Genomic DNA, 15,731 nt, shown 5'->3' with positions numbered 1-15,731 from the left:
CGGGATAACGACATGCATAAGAACAGGAACTTAAAGCGTAAGGCGCGAATCTGAAAGATCGCGACGCGCTTCAAGCGGCCGCGCAGCGGAAAAACCAGACAAGAAAAAGCGGCCGGAACCTCGGGTTCCGGCCGCTTTGCCGTTCTGTGCTTTGGACAGGCGTCTCAGGGAAGCGGCTTGATGGCGCCGAGCGGGATGAAGCCCATCATGGCATTGCCCTTGACGATCTTCAGCGGCATCGCCGGCTGTTTGCCCATCATGGCGAGCGCACCGAAGCCCTGCCTTATCTTCTTCGCCTCTTCGGGAACGGCAGTCGCCAGAACCTCGGCCACGGCCTGCGGATTGGTCAGGCGGATCATCAGGTCCGCGTCCACCAGCCCCGCTTCATCGACGGAGACAGGCCCGGATACGGAAATGCGGGCTTCGCCGGAGGACAGTTCCAGATTGGTGATGTCGAGCGCCTGCCCGCGCAGGCTTTTCGGCTTCGACTGCACGACCGCGACGCCGTTCTTCAGCCGGGCTTCGCCAAAACCGTCGAGCGATGGCACGTTGCGGCCCTGAAGCGCGTCGGCGGTGATGTCCAGCTCGGCAAAGCTGCCGCGATAGAGGATGTCTTCGCCTTCGGGCCAGAAGTCGAGCGCGATGTCGCTCAGATTGAAAAGCTGTGTGGGCTCGTCGTCCTCCGGGTCGGTCTGGCCCGAAACGCCGTTCGCGGTCAGCGTCACCTGCCGGGGCAGGGGCCAGAACAGCTTGGTGCTGACATCGAGGCTGTCCCAGTCGAGCCACAGCGGCGCCAGTCCCGGCGCCAGTGTCCTCACCGGACCGCGCAGGTTCACATCCGCCACCAATGGCCGGAAGACGCTGGTGCTGGCTTCCAGGGCACCGGTGGTCGCGGCAATGCCTTTGGCGTCGTCCTGATAGGCGATGCCATTGCACAGGACGGCGAGCCGCAGCGGATAGCCTTCGACCCGAAGTCTTGCGCAATCGGAGCGGATACCCTTCCTTGAAAGATCGGCGATGGCCTGCCGGCTCTCATCCCTGATGCGGTCGGCTGCATAGAACCAGCCGGCGCTGTAGAGCCCGAACAGCACGGCGAAGAAAAGAAACAGCCATAAAAGACCGCGTCGCTTTCGTGGTTGCGCCTGATGTCTTGACGTCATGCTGCCGCTCTCGTTAACCCGTTGGTGTGAGGGAATGGACCTTCACCATGCTGCCCGGCGCGATTTTTTGCCGTGCCCGACTCTGGTCTTGCGATATGGGCGATTTTTGGGTTTTTGGCTATGGCTCTCTGATCTGGAAGCCCGGCTTCGATTATGCAGAGGCGCGCAGGGCACATCTCTATGGCTATCGCCGGGCGCTGTGCATCTACTCCTTCGTCCATCGTGGCACGCCTGAACGGCCGGGCCTCGTTCTGGGGCTCGACAGGGGCGGTTCGTGCGTGGGCATGGCCTTCAGGGTGGAGGCGGCATCGCGCGAGGCCGTGATCGCCTATCTGCGCGAGCGCGAGCAGGTCAACAACGTCTATATCGAGCGCAGCCTTCCGGTGCGGCTCGACAATGGCGAGCGTGCCGCCGCGATCGCCTATGTGGCGGATCGCAGCCACAGCCAGTATGCGGGCGCGCTGGACGAGACGGCCGCCGCTGCCATGGTGTGCGGGGCTGCCGGCCAGTCGGGCCCGAACGAGGATTATGTGGCGAATACGGTGCGCCATCTGCAGGCGCTCGGCATTCGCGATCACTGGCTGGAAGATGTGGAGCGGCGCATCGGGCTGCAGGCACAGTAACAGCCCCGGCTGGCCGCTGCTTCTCCGAAGGCGTTTTCCGGACAATCAGCGCATCCGTTTGCTGTTGCGAAACCCAAAAATTTCTCAGCAGAGTGAATGGGAAACCAGCCCCTAAACGGCAGGGCGGTAGAAAATGATCTCCGGATCGCCTTCATCAAGGTTTTCGATGTAGCCGCTCCACCGGAACCCAAGCTTGGCAAACAATTCCTGCATGGGTTTGTTGGACATGTTCGTGGAGCTGAACAATTTCGGTTGGGTGAGTGTCGACCGGAAGTGTCTGATGATCGCCTCGCCCAGCCCCTGACGACGAAACTCCGGGGCCACCATCACCATCTCGATGAACGGCTGGCCGTAGAAATGGTGCGTCAGCACGCCATACCCCGCCACCCGGCCATCTGCCTCGGCAACACAACAGCTCGCCGATACAAGCCAGTTGCGGATCTGGTTGCGTCGCTCCACGCTTGCTCCGGCCACGGAATCGACGGCGCAAAGGGCTTCATGGTCATCGATACTGGCCTGCCTTATGCACATGGTCCGTCCTGCTAAGGTTCAATTTCCGCTGGCTGCCCCGACGTATAAATCCCAGAACCTGCAACAATTTGTAAGCCCGGTTTTTGCAGCGACGGTGTCATGATGCCCACAAGGACGAATATGGAACCCATAGTCATTGGCAATTTGCATCCCTGCCCTATCTTCGGCGCGGCGCCGGCTTATGCTGCGGGCGATTCCTGAAGGGAGACCGACTTGCAGAAGAGAACATTGGGCCGCACCGGTCTTGAAATTGCCCCGCTGGTTTTCGGCGGCAACGTCTTCGGCTGGACGGCCGACGAAAAAACCTCCTTCGACCTGCTCGACCGTTTCGTCGATGCGGGCTTCAACGCCATCGACACGGCCGATGTCTATTCCCGCTGGGTTCCCGGCAACTCGGGCGGCGAATCCGAAACCATCATCGGCAACTGGTTGAAAGCCCGAGGCAACCGCGACAAGGTGGTCCTCATCACCAAGGTTGGCTCCGACATCGGACAGGGACGGGTGGACCTGTCGCCTCTGCATATCGAGAAGGCGGTGGAGGCGTCCCTGAAGCGCCTGCAGACCGACGTCATCGATCTCTATCTGTCGCACTGGCCCGACCCGACGGTGCCGCACGCCGAGACGCTGGGGGCCTATAAACGGCTGATCGAGAAGGGAAAGGTCCGCCATATCGGCGCTTCCAACCTCGACGCCGGCCAGCTCAAGGCCGCCCTCGATGCCGCCGACCATCACGGTCTTCCCAGATACGAGGCGCTGCAGCCGGCCTACAATCTCTATGACCGCAGCGAATTCGACGGTCCGCTACGCGACCTGTGCATGGCAAGGGGCATCGGCGTCATCAGCTATTACGGGCTGGCCAAGGGCTTCCTGTCGGGAAAATACCGCAGCAAGGCCGATCTCGGCAAAAGCACGCGCGGCAGCAGCGTCGCTTCCTATCTGAACGAGCGCGGCATGCGCATCCTCGCAGCCCTTGACGAGGTGTCGGCAGCTCACGGCGTCACTCAGGCGCAGGTGGCGCTGGCCTGGATCATGGCCCGGCCCGGAATCACCGCGCCGATCGCTTCGGCCACGTCCCTGGATCAGCTCGACAGCCTGACAGGTGCCGCATCCCTGCACCTTTCCGTTGCTGACATGAAAAGGCTGGATACGGCGAGCGCACCCTGAACACGTGTGGCGGCAGAAAGCGGCCTCAGGTCGCCGCGCTGCCGCCGTCCGGCTGGACAATGCCCGTTTCGGCGTCGCCGAAACGGGATGATCCGGCAAAGCGCATGCCGAGGCTCGGCGCGCCCTGTGGCGACAGCACCGGCACGAAGACGCGCCGCGAGGCGCGCTGGGCGACCGGGATGCCCTGATAGAGGCGTTTTTGCGCTTCCACGGCGATGACACCTGAAAAGATCGGCCACAATATGCGTCCGCTGCGCTCCAGCACGCTGTTGAGCTGCATCACGAATTTGCGTCGTGAGGGCGGAAAAAACAGCGCATCCGACCAGGCGGCGGGCGTGAAGTTGGTTTCCCTGAGCAATTCGCCAAGCTGGCTTCGCGAATAGGGCCGGCCGGTGCCGAACGGGGTGTGCTCGAAGCGTGCCCATACGCCGCGCCGGTTCGGCACCACGATGACGACCCGGCCGGCTGGCGACAGCACCCGCCAGATCTCGTTCAGCGTTTCGCGCGGGTTTTCGACATGCTCCAGCGAGTGTACCAAAAGCATGCGGTCCACCGAGGACTCCATCAGCGGCAGCTCTTCCTCGAACACCAGCGCCGTGGCGGCCTTGCCCTGCGCGGGCCACACCACGGCCCCTTGCGTGGCCGGCATGAAGGCAAAGACACGCTCGGCATCGGTGCCGAAGCGTTCCAGCCATGGCAGCGCATAACCGAGCCCCACCAGCCGCTCGTTCGGCACCGGCGCCCAGATCGACGACAGCGCCATGGCAATCGAGCGCTCGGCAAGGCGGCCGAGCGGCGAGGCGTAGAACGAGCGCAGGTCGACGATGTCGGAATGCATGAAAAGCCTGTTTCGCGAGGTCAGGTCCAAAGGTAGCCCTTGCCGGGGCTGAGTTCAACGAAGCCTCTGCCAGATCGCCTTGCGTCCACTCGGACGCAAGGCGATCTGAATTATTGACAGAGCATCGGACCGAAAACCGGATTCCGCTTTTCGGTCCGATGCTCCGGGTCGAAGGGGTGACAGGCGCGGGTGTAACTCCTATCTCTGGGGCTCAGAGGAGATTTTGCATGGCCATCTCAGTCGAACAGTTCATGTGCCGTCAGGATAATTTCGGCGTGCTGATGCGCGATGCGGAAACAGGCACGGTCGCGCTGGTCGATGCGCCGGAGGAAGCGCCGATCCTTGCCGCCATCGAGCGGACCGGCTGGGTGCCCTCGCTTCTCGTGATCACCCATCACCATGGCGACCATGTCGAGGCCAATCTGGCGCTGAAGGAGCGCTTCGGGCTGCGCATCGTGGGGCCGGACGCGGAAAAGGCGAAAATTCCCGGCATCGACGAGACCGTCGGGGAGGGATCGCAGATCCTGTTCGGCGGTACGACCATCGAGGTGATCTCCACGCCGGGCCACACCGCCGGCCACGTCACCTACCATCTGCCACGAGAGAAGATCGCATTCACCGCCGACACGCTGTTCGCGCTGGGCTGCGGGCGCCTGTTCGAGTGCCCGCCGCCGGTGATGTTCGAATCGCTGAACAAGCTGGCGGCGCTGCCAGCCGACACCCAGGTTCATTGCGGTCACGAATATACGCTCGCCAATGCCCGTTTTGCGCTGACCATCGATCCCGACAACGCCGCTCTGCAGGCGCGGGTGAAGGAAATCGAGGCGCTGCGTGCTGATGGCAAAGCCACGCTGCCGACCACCATTGGCACCGAGCTTGCCACCAATCCGTTCCTGCGCTGGGCCGATCCGGCGATCCGCAGGCATCTGGGCATGGAAGATGCCGGCGATGTCGAGGTGTTCGCGGAAATCCGCCGCCGCAAGGACAACGCCTGATCCAGACCGTCCGAAAGGGACGCGCGATACGCCTCAGGCGCGGGCAGCGACCTTTCTTCTGCTGAACAGCAGTGATTTGGCGGCCAGCACCGCCCCGCCGGTGATCAGAACGCAGGCGGCAAGGATGCGCCAGCCGGGTTCCGCGAAGCCGGTGACGATCAGCACCAGCGTCGACAACAGCGGCGCGGCATAGCTGGCGGCGCCCAGCACCTGGATGTTGCCGCGCTTCACGCCGATGTCCCATGCATAGAAGGCCGCACCCACCGGCATCAACCCGAGGCCGAGCACGGCCAGCCACTGGCCGGCATTGGCGGGCAGAACCGTTTCCTCAAGCATCAGGTGGCAGGCAAGCGACAGCACGGACGTCGCCGCGCAGAACCATGTGACGATCGTGGTCGGCACCTCCGGAAAGCGCCGCGACAGCAGCGAATAGGCCGACCATACCAGCGCGCAGACACCGGCCATGGCGTAGCCGAAGGCATAGTTCGCATCGAAGGACAGCCCTCCGCCACGGGTGACGATCAGGAACGTGCCGGCAAGGCCGAGCAGAGCGCCGGCGACGTGGTTCCAGGCGAGGCGTTCGCCCGGCATCAGCGCCGAGCCGACGACGATCAGCAGCGGCCACAGATAGGCGATGAGGCTGGCCTCTACCGCCGGCGCGTTGCGCAGCGCGGTGAAGTAGAAGAAGTGGTAGCCGAACAGGCCGGCGATGCCGATCACCCACACGAGCGGCGGGATGCGGACCTTCTGTTGCGGCGATGGCATGAAGATGCGGGCGACAAGGCCGACGCAGGTGCCGATGGCGAAGGTGATGGCCGACAACAGGAACGGCGGCACCGCGCCGGAAGCATCCGTCAGAAGCGCCAGCAGCGCCCACATGGCAACCGCTGAAAAGCCGATCAGTGTCGCGCGTCCCATTCGCCTCCCTTTCCCGTTGCGCCCGCCTGCCACAGTCCGATGTGGAACAGGCAGAACCACCGCGGTCCGCTATCTGGCGGCTTCGAAGCGGTGCGCGCTGACGGTTATGGTTCCGATCTGGGTTCCTACCGTCGCATAGATGGGCGCATATACACCCGTCTCGCCAACCGGGGCAAACGTAACCATGATGCGGCTGCGGTTTTTCAGATAGTCCAGCGCCTTCTTGCCCTTGCGATACCCGGCCACCGGCTGGAAATTCATACGGCAGGTCACGGTGGGGCCCTTGTAGCCCTTGACCGAGGTTGCGCCGCTGGATGCGAAGCTGAGCCTAAGGTCGGCCCGCAATTCGCCGTCATACATCTTCACCGTGCGTCCGCAGACCTTGTCGGGGCTGTCGGCGCGCACCAGCGTTGCGGCGATCGGGTCCACGGCCTGGCGCAGATGGGCTGCATCGAGGCCGATCCAGTCGCTGCCGCGCTTTTTTGGCGCAGGCTTCACCTGCGTCGAGGCGACAGTTCCATTGGCGAACCGGATATCGACCAGCGACGGCTTTTTTGCCGAAACATAGTCGGCCCGGAAAGAGCTTGGAGCGAGACTGTCACCGCTAAACTGTCCCACAGCGCGCAACGTGCCCTTGGTGTCATCAAAGATGCGGGCAAGCCCGGCGCTCGTGACGCTGCCGTCGATGCTGTAGTCATCGCCGTCATAGCGGCTCTGGAACGAGGCGCGGGCCACCGGCAGGCCGAGATAGGAGATCGTATAATCGCCATGGAAGGTTTGTGGTGAAGCGGCCTGAGCCGGAGATGCGGCCGTAAGCACGCCGGAAGCCGACAGGACAAGGGCAGTTGCGGCAAGCCGGATCGCAATCGGAAAAGGCATGGTTGGATCGTTCCTGATGCTGGTGCGCCAACAAAAAAGTGGCATCATGTCCCTTTGCGGTTGTATATAGGGCGGATTCCGGCCTTTGTGTGAAGCTTCGGCCGCGTGACGTTTTGCCGGGTTTTGCGAGCTTGCGCTTGACGCCTTGGCCAAATGACACTATGGAACGCCGACTTTCCTTTAGGCCGCCCGCTGGAGACCGCGCGCCGTATTGCGCGGGCACATGGGTTTGGCCGGAACAAGAATTGAAGGGTGCATCATGTCCCGCGCTTGCGAACTTACCGGCAAAGGCGTCCAGACTGGCAATAATGTCAGCCACGCCAACAACAAGACCCGTCGCCGCTTTCTGCCTAATCTGGTCAATGTCACGCTCATTTCCGAGGCGCTGAACCAGAATGTGCGTCTGCGCGTTTCCGCAGCTGCCCTGCGCTCGGTCGAGCATCGCGGCGGTCTCGATGCGTTTCTGGCCAAGGCCGACGAGGCTGAGCTGTCGCAGCGCGCCCGCCTGCTGAAGAAGCAGATCGCCAAGAAGACGGCTGAACAGGCCGCCGCCTGAGCCTGATTTTTTTGCGCAGCGCCGCCGCATGGCCGGCGCTGCTCTGGTTCCATCACCCAGGTTAAAAAAATGAACTTCCTGTTTCGCTATTTGCCTTTCGTGGCCGCCATGGCGTTCGTCGTCGTGGCGTCGAACGTGCTTGTGCAGTTCCCGCTGCAGCTTGCCATCGGCGATTTCTCGCTGGCCGACGTGCTCACATGGGGCGCGTTCACCTATCCCTTCGCCTTCCTCGTCACCGATCTCGCCAACCGCCGCTACGGACCTTCCGTGGCCCGGCGCATCGTGTTCGTGGGGTTCATGGCCGCCGTGCTGTGCTCCATCGTCAGCCCGCCGCTTCTATACAGGCTTGGCCTGATCGAATTCGACACCGCCGCCGGAAGGCTGGTGCGGATTGCCTGCGCCTCGGGTGCTGCCTTCCTTGCCGCCCAGCTTCTCGATGTCGCCGTGTTCAACCGGCTGCGCCGGCAAAGCTGGTGGCGCGCGCCGATCTTCGGCACGCTGGCCGGTTCGGTGCTCGATACGCTGGTGTTCTTCTCGGTGGCCTTTGCGCCGGCTTTCGCCTTTCTCGGCCCGAACGAGCCCTTCGCGCTGGAGCAGGCGCCGCTGATGGGCGTCTTCTCCACCGATGTGGTGCGCTGGCTGTCATGGGCGGCGGGCGACTTCACGGTGAAGCTCGCCATCGCCGTGTTCGCCCTCATCCCCTACCGGCTGATGGTGCTGCGCTGGAGCCGGGTCGCGGCTGCCTAGAGCCCTTCCTTGTTTCACGGAATGGCGGAACGGCTCAAAGCCTTTGGTTTGTCGCGTTTCCTTGGAAACGCTCTGGCGGATCAGTTGCTGCGCCGGGCCATGAAGGCAAGGCGCTCGAACAGATGCACGTCCTGCTCGTTCTTCAGGAGCGCGCCGTGGAGGCGCGGCAGGGCCGTCTTGGCGTCGCCGCGCAGGTCTTCGGGCGAAACGTCGTCGGAGACCAGCAGGCGGATCCAGTCGAGCGCTTCCGAAGTCGAAGGCTTCTTCTTCAGTCCGGGCGTTTCGCGGATCTCGAAGAATTGCGTAAGGGCGGCCTCGACCAGCCTTTTCTTGATGCCCGGATAATGTACCTCGACGATACGCGACAGCGTGTCCACATCGGGGAAGCGGATGTAGTGGAAGAAGCAGCGGCGCAGGAAAGCGTCCGGCAGTTCCTTCTCGTTGTTGGAGGTGATGATAACGATCGGGCGCTGCACGGCGCGGATCGTCTCGCCGGTCTCGTAGACGAAGAACTCCATGCGATCGAGCTCCTGCAACAGGTCGTTGGGAAACTCGATGTCGGCCTTGTCGATCTCGTCGATGAGCAGCACGACCTTCCTGTCCGAGGCGAAGGCCTCCCACAGCTTGCCGCGGCGGATGTAGTTGGCGATGTCGTTGAAGCGGTCGTCGCCGAGCTGGCTGTCGCGCAGGCGGGAGACGGCGTCATATTCGTAAAGTCCCTGCTGGGCCCTGGTGGTCGACTTCACGTTCCATTCGATCAGGTCGAGGCCAAGCGCTTCGGCAACCTGCCGGGCGAGTTCCGTCTTACCGGTGCCGGGTTCCCCTTTCACCAGAAGAGGACGCTCCAGAGCAATAGCCGCGTTGACCGCCACCATCAGATCCTTGTCGGCGATATAGGCCGAAGTTCCTTCGAAGCGCATGCTCTTCCTTCCCGTTGTGGTCGTGCCGGATCGACGTGGTGCCCCCGTCCGGGTCGTGCAGTTGTGTAGCCAATCCGCATTCGCCTGCCAAGGGAAGGTGCTTTGGGGAAGTTCCCGGCGGAAACTTTGCCGGTTTCGGTGATCAGGCGCATGCCGGTGCTGGCGCGGCGGCGCGGTTCGGCCTATATTGGGGTCGACGGTCTGCGCTTCCCGGCAGGAGAGACATATCCCCGGGGCCTTATCGATCTCGAAGGGAGCTGTCCCTGACCGGACCCGTGGGTCCGGACATATGGCGCCCACCTACTTTGTAGGTTCCCGGGATCGACTTCTTCACCGGTCGTGTGGATCGTCACCCGTGCCCTTTTCGGGCTGTGCCGTGTCCGTGTTTCGAACTGTGTGTCCCCGCCACCGGTCTTCGCAACTGATGAAGACCCGCTTCGTTTTTCCGGAACAGACCGAGCATGATTTCTCTGAAGGAGCAGAAGAATTCCGTTCGCCGTGAAGCACTGGCGCGCCGCGATGCGCTGGACCAGACATGGCGTATCGAGATGTCCCTGCGCATTGCCGAGCTTGGCGCGCCGGGGATCGACATCGAGCCGGGTACGGTCGTTGCCGGATTTTTGCCGATCCGCTCTGAAATCGACCTGCGGCCCCTGATGACGGCCCTGCGCGAAAAGGGGGCGCGGATCTGCGTGCCTGTGGTTCTCGACAAGCAAACCATCGTCTTCCGCGAGCTGGACCGGCGCGCGGAACTGATCGAGAGCGGTTTCGGCACCGTGGGGCCGGGGCCTGATGCCGCCGTTCTCGATCCCTCTGTCATGCTCATGCCTCTTGCCGCCTTCGATCAGCGCGGGCATCGGCTGGGCTATGGTGCCGGTTACTATGACCGTGCCATCGCGCGTATGCATGAAAGAGGCCTGAAGCCGCGCCTCATCGGTACGGCCTTTGAATGCCAGAAGGTGGAGCGTGTGCCGGAGGAAAACCACGACGTCGCGCTTGACGAAATCCTGACGGAGCTTGGGCTGAGGCATTTCCGCAAGGCCGACAATCCCGATCTCGCGCCGGCCTGAGCGTTTGGTATGCGAACAAACCCCGGCCACCGCTCCATGAGTTTGGTTTAGCTGCATTTGTGCGACGTCAGGTGATTCCACTTGCCTTCAAAATGCTCTAAGTAGCCTTCCCATGAGACTTCTTTTTCTTGGCGACATGGTTGGAAAAGCAGGCCGCACGGCGGTCTGGGAGCAGCTTCCCGGCCTGATTTCGGATTACCGGCTCGATTTCGTCATCGTCAATGGCGAGAACGCGGCCGGCGGCTTCGGCATTACCGAGCAGATCTTTCATGCCACCATCGAGGCGGGCGCCGATGTGGTGACCACCGGAAACCATGTCTGGGACCAGCGCGACGCGCTGAATTTCGCCCCGCGCGAGGACCGCTTCCTGCGTCCCGCCAATTTTCCCAAAGGCACGCCCGGTAAGGGCGCGGGGCTCTACATCGCCCGCAACGGCGCGCGCGTCATGGTCGCCAATATCATGGGCCGGGTGTTCATGCATCCCGAGCTTGACGATCCCTTCCAGGCCGGCGAGCAGGAGCTGGCCGCCTGTCCGCTCGGCGAGCAGGCCGATGCGGTGGTCATCGACTTCCACGCCGAAGCGACCAGCGAAAAAATGTGCTTCGCCCATTTCGTCGACGGGCGCGCCTCGCTTGTCGTCGGCACCCACACCCACCAGCCGACCGCCGATCACCAGATCCTCAATGGCGGAACCGCCTATATCTCGGACGCCGGCATGTGCGGAGACTATGATTCCTCGCTGGGGATGGACAAGGAAGAGCCGCTCAACCGCTTTCTTTCTAAGGTGCCGAAGGGGCGCTTCGAGGCCGCGAACGGGCCGGCGACGCTGTGTGGCGTCGGTGTCGATATTTCGGATTGCACCGGGCTCGCCGAGCGCGTTGCGCCATTCCGGCGTGGGCCGCGCCTGGAAGAAACGGTTCCTTCCTTCTGGGCCTGAAAGAAGAAAAAGATGGTCCGGCATTGAAGGCCGTACCTTTGTACCCTAATTTCCGTCTCCACCTTATCTGGAGACCTTAGTCTACAATGTTAGACCTCATCGCCGACCATTTCGACTGGTTGAGCAATCCAACCGCGTGGGTAGCGCTTCTTACCCTTGTCGTCCTTGAGATCGTTCTCGGCATCGACAACCTGATTTTCATCTCCATCCTTACCAACAAGCTTCCGCCGGAACAACGCGCAAAGGCCCGTGTGCTGGGCATAGGAGCCGCGCTGGTGATGCGTCTGGTTTTGCTGGCGACGATTTCCTACATCGTCAAGCTCACCACCCCGCTGTTCACCCTGTTCGATGAACCTTATTCCTGGCGCGACATCATCCTGATTACGGGCGGGTTGTTCCTTGTCTGGAAGGCAACGCGGGAAATTCACCACACCGTCGATCCCGAAACGGACAAGAGCGAAATGATCCGACGCACGGTACAGCTTTCGCTGGGTGCGGCGATTTTTCAGATTTTGCTGCTCGATCTGGTGTTTTCGATCGACTCCATCATCACCGCCGTGGGCATGACTGATGAGATCGCGATCATGTACATCGCGGTCATCACAGCGGTGGTCGTGATGTTGCTGGCGGTGAACCCGCTCTCCGCCTTCATCGAAAAGAACCCCACCATCGTCATGCTGGCGCTGGGCTTCCTTCTGATGATCGGCATGACGCTGATCGCGGATGGCATGGGCTTCCATGTGCCCAAGGGCTACATTTACACCGCGATGGGCTTCTCGGCTCTCGTGGAGGTGCTCAACATGCTGGCAAGGCGGCGAAAGTCAAAGGTCAGGAGCGGCGGCGGGCACTGAGGCCGCCGCCACCTGAAACGTCACCTGCCGTCCGGGGTCGGCAGTTCGCCGCGCATCTCGCTGGGGTAGAAGCCCTCACGCAGATTGATGCCGTATTCGACATAGGCCTTCATGCAGGACAGCATCTGCGACCAGCCCTCGCAATTGCCGTAGGAGGCCTTGCGGCCGCGTTCGTCCTCGCGCCAGCCGGATTCGGCGATGGTGACGAAGGTGCCGCCGTCCTCCAGCGGCTCGAAGCCCATCTCGATGCGGGTCTTGTAGGCCGGCTTGCCGTCTTCCACCTCGGCATCCCAGCGCAGCACGATGCGCTTGTCCGGCACCACCTCGTCGACCTCGACCGGAACCGTCTTCCACCAGGTCACCGTGGTGCCGGCCACCAGCGGGGCGCTCGCCCCGCCCAGCGTGGTGAAATAGCCGGACAGCTTGTCCGGATTGACCACGGCGTCGAACACTTCGGCGACCGGCTTGCCGATGCGCCCCGAAACGCGAAATCCGATAGCCATATCCACACCTCCTTCCCTTGCAGACAGGCATAATATGTTATAAAAACATAACATGTCAAACGAAGCGGAAGACGACCGTGTTTTCAAGGCTTTGGCGCATCCGCGCCGGCGTTCCATGCTGGACGCGCTCAAGGCGGGGCCGAAGACCACAGGCGCGTTGTGCGACACGTTCGACGACATGGACCGCTGCACCGTCATGCAGCATCTCAAGGTGTTGGAAGAGGCCGGGCTGGTGGTCGCGCGGCGCGAGGGGCGCGAGCGCTGGAACCATCTCGATGCGCTGCCGATCAGGCGCATCCACGACCGCTGGATCAGCGAATATGCCGGCCACGCCATGAGCATTCTCGACCGTCTCAAGAGCGATCTCGACGGCTGATCGGTTTCAGACGCCTTTCAGCACGATGATGCTGCGCTGGCGCGGCAGGGTGCGCAGCGACACGGTGAGCGAGGGGCTGTCGCGGAACTCGACGGCGAAGCCTTCTCCCATGCGGCCGGTGAAGGCGCCGATCGGCGTGGAGTGCCGGTGCATGGGCAGGACGATGGACGAACTCAGCCGTCCGGCGATCTCGCTCATGCCGTCGAGGGAGAGCGTCATGCCGCCGTCTATGGGGACCATCACCACGTCGAGCCGGCCGATCGCCGCATAGTGGGCGTCGGTCAGCCGGATGTGCAGATGGCCGAGATGGCCGATGCACAGGCCCGCCACCTCGAAGATGAAGATGGAATTGGCGTCGCGCTCCAGATCGCCGCCCCATGTGCGGATGTCGGTGGGCACGTTGCGGACATAGACGTCGTCGATGCCGAGCGCATGACTTGCCGGTCCGCCCGCCGGATTCCAGCCGCGCAGCACATGGGCGATGCCCGGATCGGGCGTTTCGGTGTAGTGGGTGCGGTGCGCCTTGTTCATGGTGACCACGTCCGGCAGCGGATCGGAGCCATAGGCGCCGTTGTAGTCGGTGGCGATGCGCACGCCGCCGGGCGTCTCGACGACATAGGTCGAGTGGCCGGCATAGGTGATGCGGACCTCGTCCTTCGCCCCGGCCTGCGCCGGGATGAAACTGGCCTGCGTCGGGCGGACCTGCGTGGAACTGGCCTGCGTGGGACTGGAAGGCATGAAACTGGCAAAGCTGACATGCGGCAATGTCTGCGCGATTGCCAGGCAGCGCGAGGGCGCGGCCTGCTCCTGCGCCATGACGGGGGAAGCCATGAGCCAGAAGAGGCTGAGGCAGATGAGCAGCAGGCGCGGAACCGACATTGCTCCCTCCGGGTTGGACCCCCACCGGACTGGCCCCTTTCCGGATGGGCCTCTCCTTGCAGGGCGACACAAACTACGATTGCCCGCGCCATGACCGCCAGTCACGTTTTCGCGACCGGACAAGGCGGTTCGTCTGGACGGATTGCGTTGATTTCTTTATAAGCCGGCCATTCCGAGCATCGGTTCCCCAGGCGGAATCAGGCTTGCGGACCACCCGATGCTTTATCACACAATCAGGTCCGATCCCCGGGTACACAGGCCCGCCGCGATCCGGATACCCGAGCATCAAGGAGTCCCATGGCCGGCCATTCACAGTTCAAGAACATCATGCATCGCAAGGGCCGTCAGGACGCGATGCGCTCGAAGCTGTTTTCCAAGCTGGCGCGCGAAATCACCGTCGCCGCCAAGCAGGGCATGCCCGACCCGGCGATGAACCCGCGCCTGCGTCTTGCGATTCAGAACGCCAAGGCTGAATCCATGCCGAAGGACAATATCCAGCGCGCCATCAACAAGGCGTCCGGCGGCGATGGCGACAATTACGAGGAGGTCCGCTACGAGGGCTATGGCCCCGGTGGCGTTGCCGTGATCGTGGAGGCGCTGACCGACAACCGCAACCGCGCTGCGTCCAACGTGCGCGCGGCCTTCACCAAGGCCGGCGGCGCTCTGGGCGAAACCGGATCGGTTTCGTTCATGTGGGATCGCGTGGGCGAAATCGTCTATCCGGCCTCCGCCGGTTCTGCCGATGCGGTGATGGAGGCCGCCATCGAGGCTGGCGCGGAGGATGTGGAGTCCGACGAGGAGACCCACACCATCTATTGTGCGTTCGGCGATATGGGTGAGGTTTCCAAAACGCTCGAAAGCGCCCTTGGTGAAGCCAGCTCCGTCAAGGCGATCTGGAAGCCCCAGAACACCATTCCGGTCGATGAGGACCGTGCCCGCTCGCTGATGAAGCTGGTTGGCGTCCTTGAAGATGACGACGACGTCCAGAACGTCTACGCCAATTTCGAGGTCGACGACGAGACCATGGCCAGGCTCAGCGCCTGATGCAGGCGGATCGCGGCCCCCGCATCGTCATAACCTACTGCACGCAGTGCCAGTGGCTGCTGCGTGCGGGGTGGATGGCGCAGGAGCTGCTGTCCACCTTCGGGCCCGATCTTGGCGAAGTGGCGCTGGTGCCCGGCACCGGCGGCGTCTTTTCGATCACCTGCGGCGACACCCTGATATGGGAGCGCAAGCGCGACGGCGGCTTTCCCGATGCCGCGCGGCTCAAGCAGCTCGTGCGCGACGTCATCGACCCCGAACGCAGCCTCGGCCATTCCGACCGCAAGCCGCACGACTGACCCAAAAGCTTGTCCCGCCGATCGGCCAATAAAAAACCCGCCTCGAAGGCGGGTTTTTTCGTTCCTGTCCGGCGATCCGGCTCAGATGCCGAGATTGGCGAACTTGTTCTTGAACTTCGACAGACGGCCACCGCGGTCGAGCAGGGTCTGCTGGCCGCCGGTCCAGGCCGGGTGCGTGGTCGGGTCGATGTCGAGGTTCATCGTGTCACCTTCCTTGCCCCAGGTCGAACGGGTCATGTACTCGGTGCCATCGGTCATCACGACCTTGATGGAGTGGTAGTCGGGATGGATATCTGCCTTCATCGCTCTCGTCCTGGCTTGGGGGGACGGCGGCCCTGCGGCGATGCGCCCCTTTTTAAAACTCGAAGCCGCAGCTATTCAAAAGCCGCGGCCTCTAAAACGGTCGGCGTGCCTATACATCAACCGAAATTGAATCACAAGGTC

Annotated in this window: 20 protein-coding genes and 1 other RNA gene; 12 read left to right on the top strand and 9 right to left on the bottom strand. The window is 62.8% G+C overall.

Annotation, left to right across the window (positions count from 1 at the left end):
* Window positions 1–164: 164 nt before the first annotated feature.
* Window positions 165–1,160 (bottom strand): DUF2125 domain-containing protein, encoded by a 996-nt coding sequence (locus tag AC5XE7_RS06910; protein ID WP_495365396.1) that lies wholly within the window; start codon window positions 1,158–1,160, stop codon window positions 165–167.
* Window positions 1,161–1,255: 95 nt separating this feature from the next.
* Here AC5XE7_RS06910 and AC5XE7_RS06905 point away from each other — a divergent pair, with 95 nt between their 5' ends.
* Window positions 1,256–1,783, top strand: a complete 528-nt coding sequence (locus tag AC5XE7_RS06905; RefSeq protein WP_495365395.1) for a gamma-glutamylcyclotransferase — start codon at window positions 1,256–1,258, stop codon at window positions 1,781–1,783.
* A gap of 111 nt (window positions 1,784–1,894) precedes the next feature.
* Here AC5XE7_RS06905 and AC5XE7_RS06900 read toward each other — a convergent pair whose 3' ends face one another.
* A complete protein-coding gene (locus tag AC5XE7_RS06900) occupies window positions 1,895–2,314 on the bottom strand; it encodes a GNAT family N-acetyltransferase (RefSeq protein WP_495365394.1) in 420 nt (139 codons plus the stop codon).
* A 213-nt stretch (window positions 2,315–2,527) separates the two neighbouring features.
* Here AC5XE7_RS06900 and AC5XE7_RS06895 point away from each other — a divergent pair, with 213 nt between their 5' ends.
* A complete protein-coding gene (locus AC5XE7_RS06895; protein WP_495365393.1) occupies window positions 2,528–3,478 on the top strand; it encodes an aldo/keto reductase in 951 nt (316 codons plus the stop codon).
* Between the two features lie 25 nt (window positions 3,479–3,503).
* Here AC5XE7_RS06895 and AC5XE7_RS06890 read toward each other — a convergent pair whose 3' ends face one another.
* Window positions 3,504–4,316: a class I SAM-dependent methyltransferase gene (locus tag AC5XE7_RS06890; protein WP_495365392.1), complete on the bottom strand. Its 813-nt coding sequence runs from the start codon at window positions 4,314–4,316 to the stop codon at window positions 3,504–3,506.
* A gap of 227 nt (window positions 4,317–4,543) precedes the next feature.
* Here AC5XE7_RS06890 and gloB point away from each other — a divergent pair, with 227 nt between their 5' ends.
* A complete protein-coding gene (gloB, locus tag AC5XE7_RS06885) occupies window positions 4,544–5,311 on the top strand; it encodes a hydroxyacylglutathione hydrolase (protein WP_495365391.1) in 768 nt (255 codons plus the stop codon).
* Window positions 5,312–5,344: 33 nt separating this feature from the next.
* Here gloB and yddG read toward each other — a convergent pair whose 3' ends face one another.
* Window positions 5,345–6,229, bottom strand: a complete 885-nt coding sequence (yddG, locus tag AC5XE7_RS06880; RefSeq protein WP_495365390.1) for an aromatic amino acid exporter YddG — start codon at window positions 6,227–6,229, stop codon at window positions 5,345–5,347.
* Window positions 6,230–6,298: 69 nt separating this feature from the next.
* Window positions 6,299–7,108, bottom strand: coding sequence for a DUF3108 domain-containing protein (locus tag AC5XE7_RS06875; RefSeq protein WP_495365389.1), 810 nt, complete (start codon window positions 7,106–7,108; stop codon window positions 6,299–6,301).
* Between the two features lie 259 nt (window positions 7,109–7,367).
* On the opposite strand from AC5XE7_RS06875, the gene rpmB reads away from it, so the two are divergent.
* On the top strand, window positions 7,368–7,664 hold the full coding sequence (gene rpmB, locus AC5XE7_RS06870; protein WP_183825376.1) for a 50S ribosomal protein L28: 297 nt from the start codon (window positions 7,368–7,370) through the stop codon (window positions 7,662–7,664).
* Window positions 7,665–7,733: 69 nt separating this feature from the next.
* A complete protein-coding gene (locus AC5XE7_RS06865; RefSeq protein ID WP_495365388.1) occupies window positions 7,734–8,411 on the top strand; it encodes a queuosine precursor transporter in 678 nt (225 codons plus the stop codon).
* Between the two features lie 80 nt (window positions 8,412–8,491).
* Here the strand turns inward: AC5XE7_RS06865 and AC5XE7_RS06860 are convergent, their stop codons facing one another.
* Window positions 8,492–9,331 (bottom strand): AAA family ATPase, encoded by an 840-nt coding sequence (locus AC5XE7_RS06860; RefSeq protein WP_495365387.1) that lies wholly within the window; start codon window positions 9,329–9,331, stop codon window positions 8,492–8,494.
* 195 nt (window positions 9,332–9,526) lie between these two features.
* Between AC5XE7_RS06860 and ssrS the strand changes: the two genes are divergently transcribed.
* From ssrS to AC5XE7_RS06840, 4 genes are all read left to right on the top strand, one after another.
* A non-coding RNA gene (gene ssrS, locus AC5XE7_RS06855) (6S RNA) lies at window positions 9,527–9,683 on the top strand.
* A 109-nt stretch (window positions 9,684–9,792) separates the two neighbouring features.
* A complete protein-coding gene (locus AC5XE7_RS06850; RefSeq protein WP_495365386.1) occupies window positions 9,793–10,401 on the top strand; it encodes a 5-formyltetrahydrofolate cyclo-ligase in 609 nt (202 codons plus the stop codon).
* Between the two features lie 112 nt (window positions 10,402–10,513).
* Window positions 10,514–11,338 (top strand): TIGR00282 family metallophosphoesterase, encoded by an 825-nt coding sequence (locus tag AC5XE7_RS06845; protein WP_495365385.1) that lies wholly within the window; start codon window positions 10,514–10,516, stop codon window positions 11,336–11,338.
* 86 nt (window positions 11,339–11,424) lie between these two features.
* Entirely contained in the window at window positions 11,425–12,189 is a 765-nt protein-coding gene (locus tag AC5XE7_RS06840; protein ID WP_495365384.1) for a TerC family protein, read from the top strand.
* 20 nt (window positions 12,190–12,209) lie between these two features.
* On the opposite strand, the gene AC5XE7_RS06835 is transcribed toward AC5XE7_RS06840, so the two are convergent.
* Window positions 12,210–12,692, bottom strand: coding sequence for an SRPBCC domain-containing protein (locus AC5XE7_RS06835; protein ID WP_495365383.1), 483 nt, complete (start codon window positions 12,690–12,692; stop codon window positions 12,210–12,212).
* A gap of 52 nt (window positions 12,693–12,744) precedes the next feature.
* Here AC5XE7_RS06835 and AC5XE7_RS06830 point away from each other — a divergent pair, with 52 nt between their 5' ends.
* Window positions 12,745–13,068, top strand: a complete 324-nt coding sequence (locus tag AC5XE7_RS06830) for an ArsR/SmtB family transcription factor (RefSeq protein WP_495365382.1) — start codon at window positions 12,745–12,747, stop codon at window positions 13,066–13,068.
* 6 nt (window positions 13,069–13,074) lie between these two features.
* On the opposite strand, the gene AC5XE7_RS06825 is transcribed toward AC5XE7_RS06830, so the two are convergent.
* Window positions 13,075–13,947 carry an MBL fold metallo-hydrolase gene (locus tag AC5XE7_RS06825; RefSeq protein ID WP_495365381.1) on the bottom strand — a complete coding sequence of 291 codons (873 nt, stop codon included), beginning with the start codon at window positions 13,945–13,947 and terminating at the stop codon, window positions 13,075–13,077.
* 297 nt (window positions 13,948–14,244) lie between these two features.
* Between AC5XE7_RS06825 and AC5XE7_RS06820 the strand changes: the two genes are divergently transcribed.
* Window positions 14,245–14,991, top strand: a complete 747-nt coding sequence (locus AC5XE7_RS06820; protein ID WP_239799924.1) for a YebC/PmpR family DNA-binding transcriptional regulator — start codon at window positions 14,245–14,247, stop codon at window positions 14,989–14,991.
* Window positions 14,991–15,287, top strand: coding sequence for an Rdx family protein (locus tag AC5XE7_RS06815; protein WP_495365380.1), 297 nt, complete (start codon window positions 14,991–14,993; stop codon window positions 15,285–15,287). Before AC5XE7_RS06820 ends, AC5XE7_RS06815 begins: the two co-directional genes overlap by 1 nt.
* A gap of 81 nt (window positions 15,288–15,368) precedes the next feature.
* On the opposite strand, the gene rpmE is transcribed toward AC5XE7_RS06815, so the two are convergent.
* Window positions 15,369–15,590, bottom strand: coding sequence for a 50S ribosomal protein L31 (gene rpmE, locus AC5XE7_RS06810; protein WP_183825350.1), 222 nt, complete (start codon window positions 15,588–15,590; stop codon window positions 15,369–15,371).
* Between the last annotated feature and the right edge of the window lie 141 nt (window positions 15,591–15,731).

The organism is Aquamicrobium sp. YD-1-mutant5, from assembly GCF_059509755.1.
This window is presented reverse-complemented; position numbering and strand designations above follow the sequence as displayed.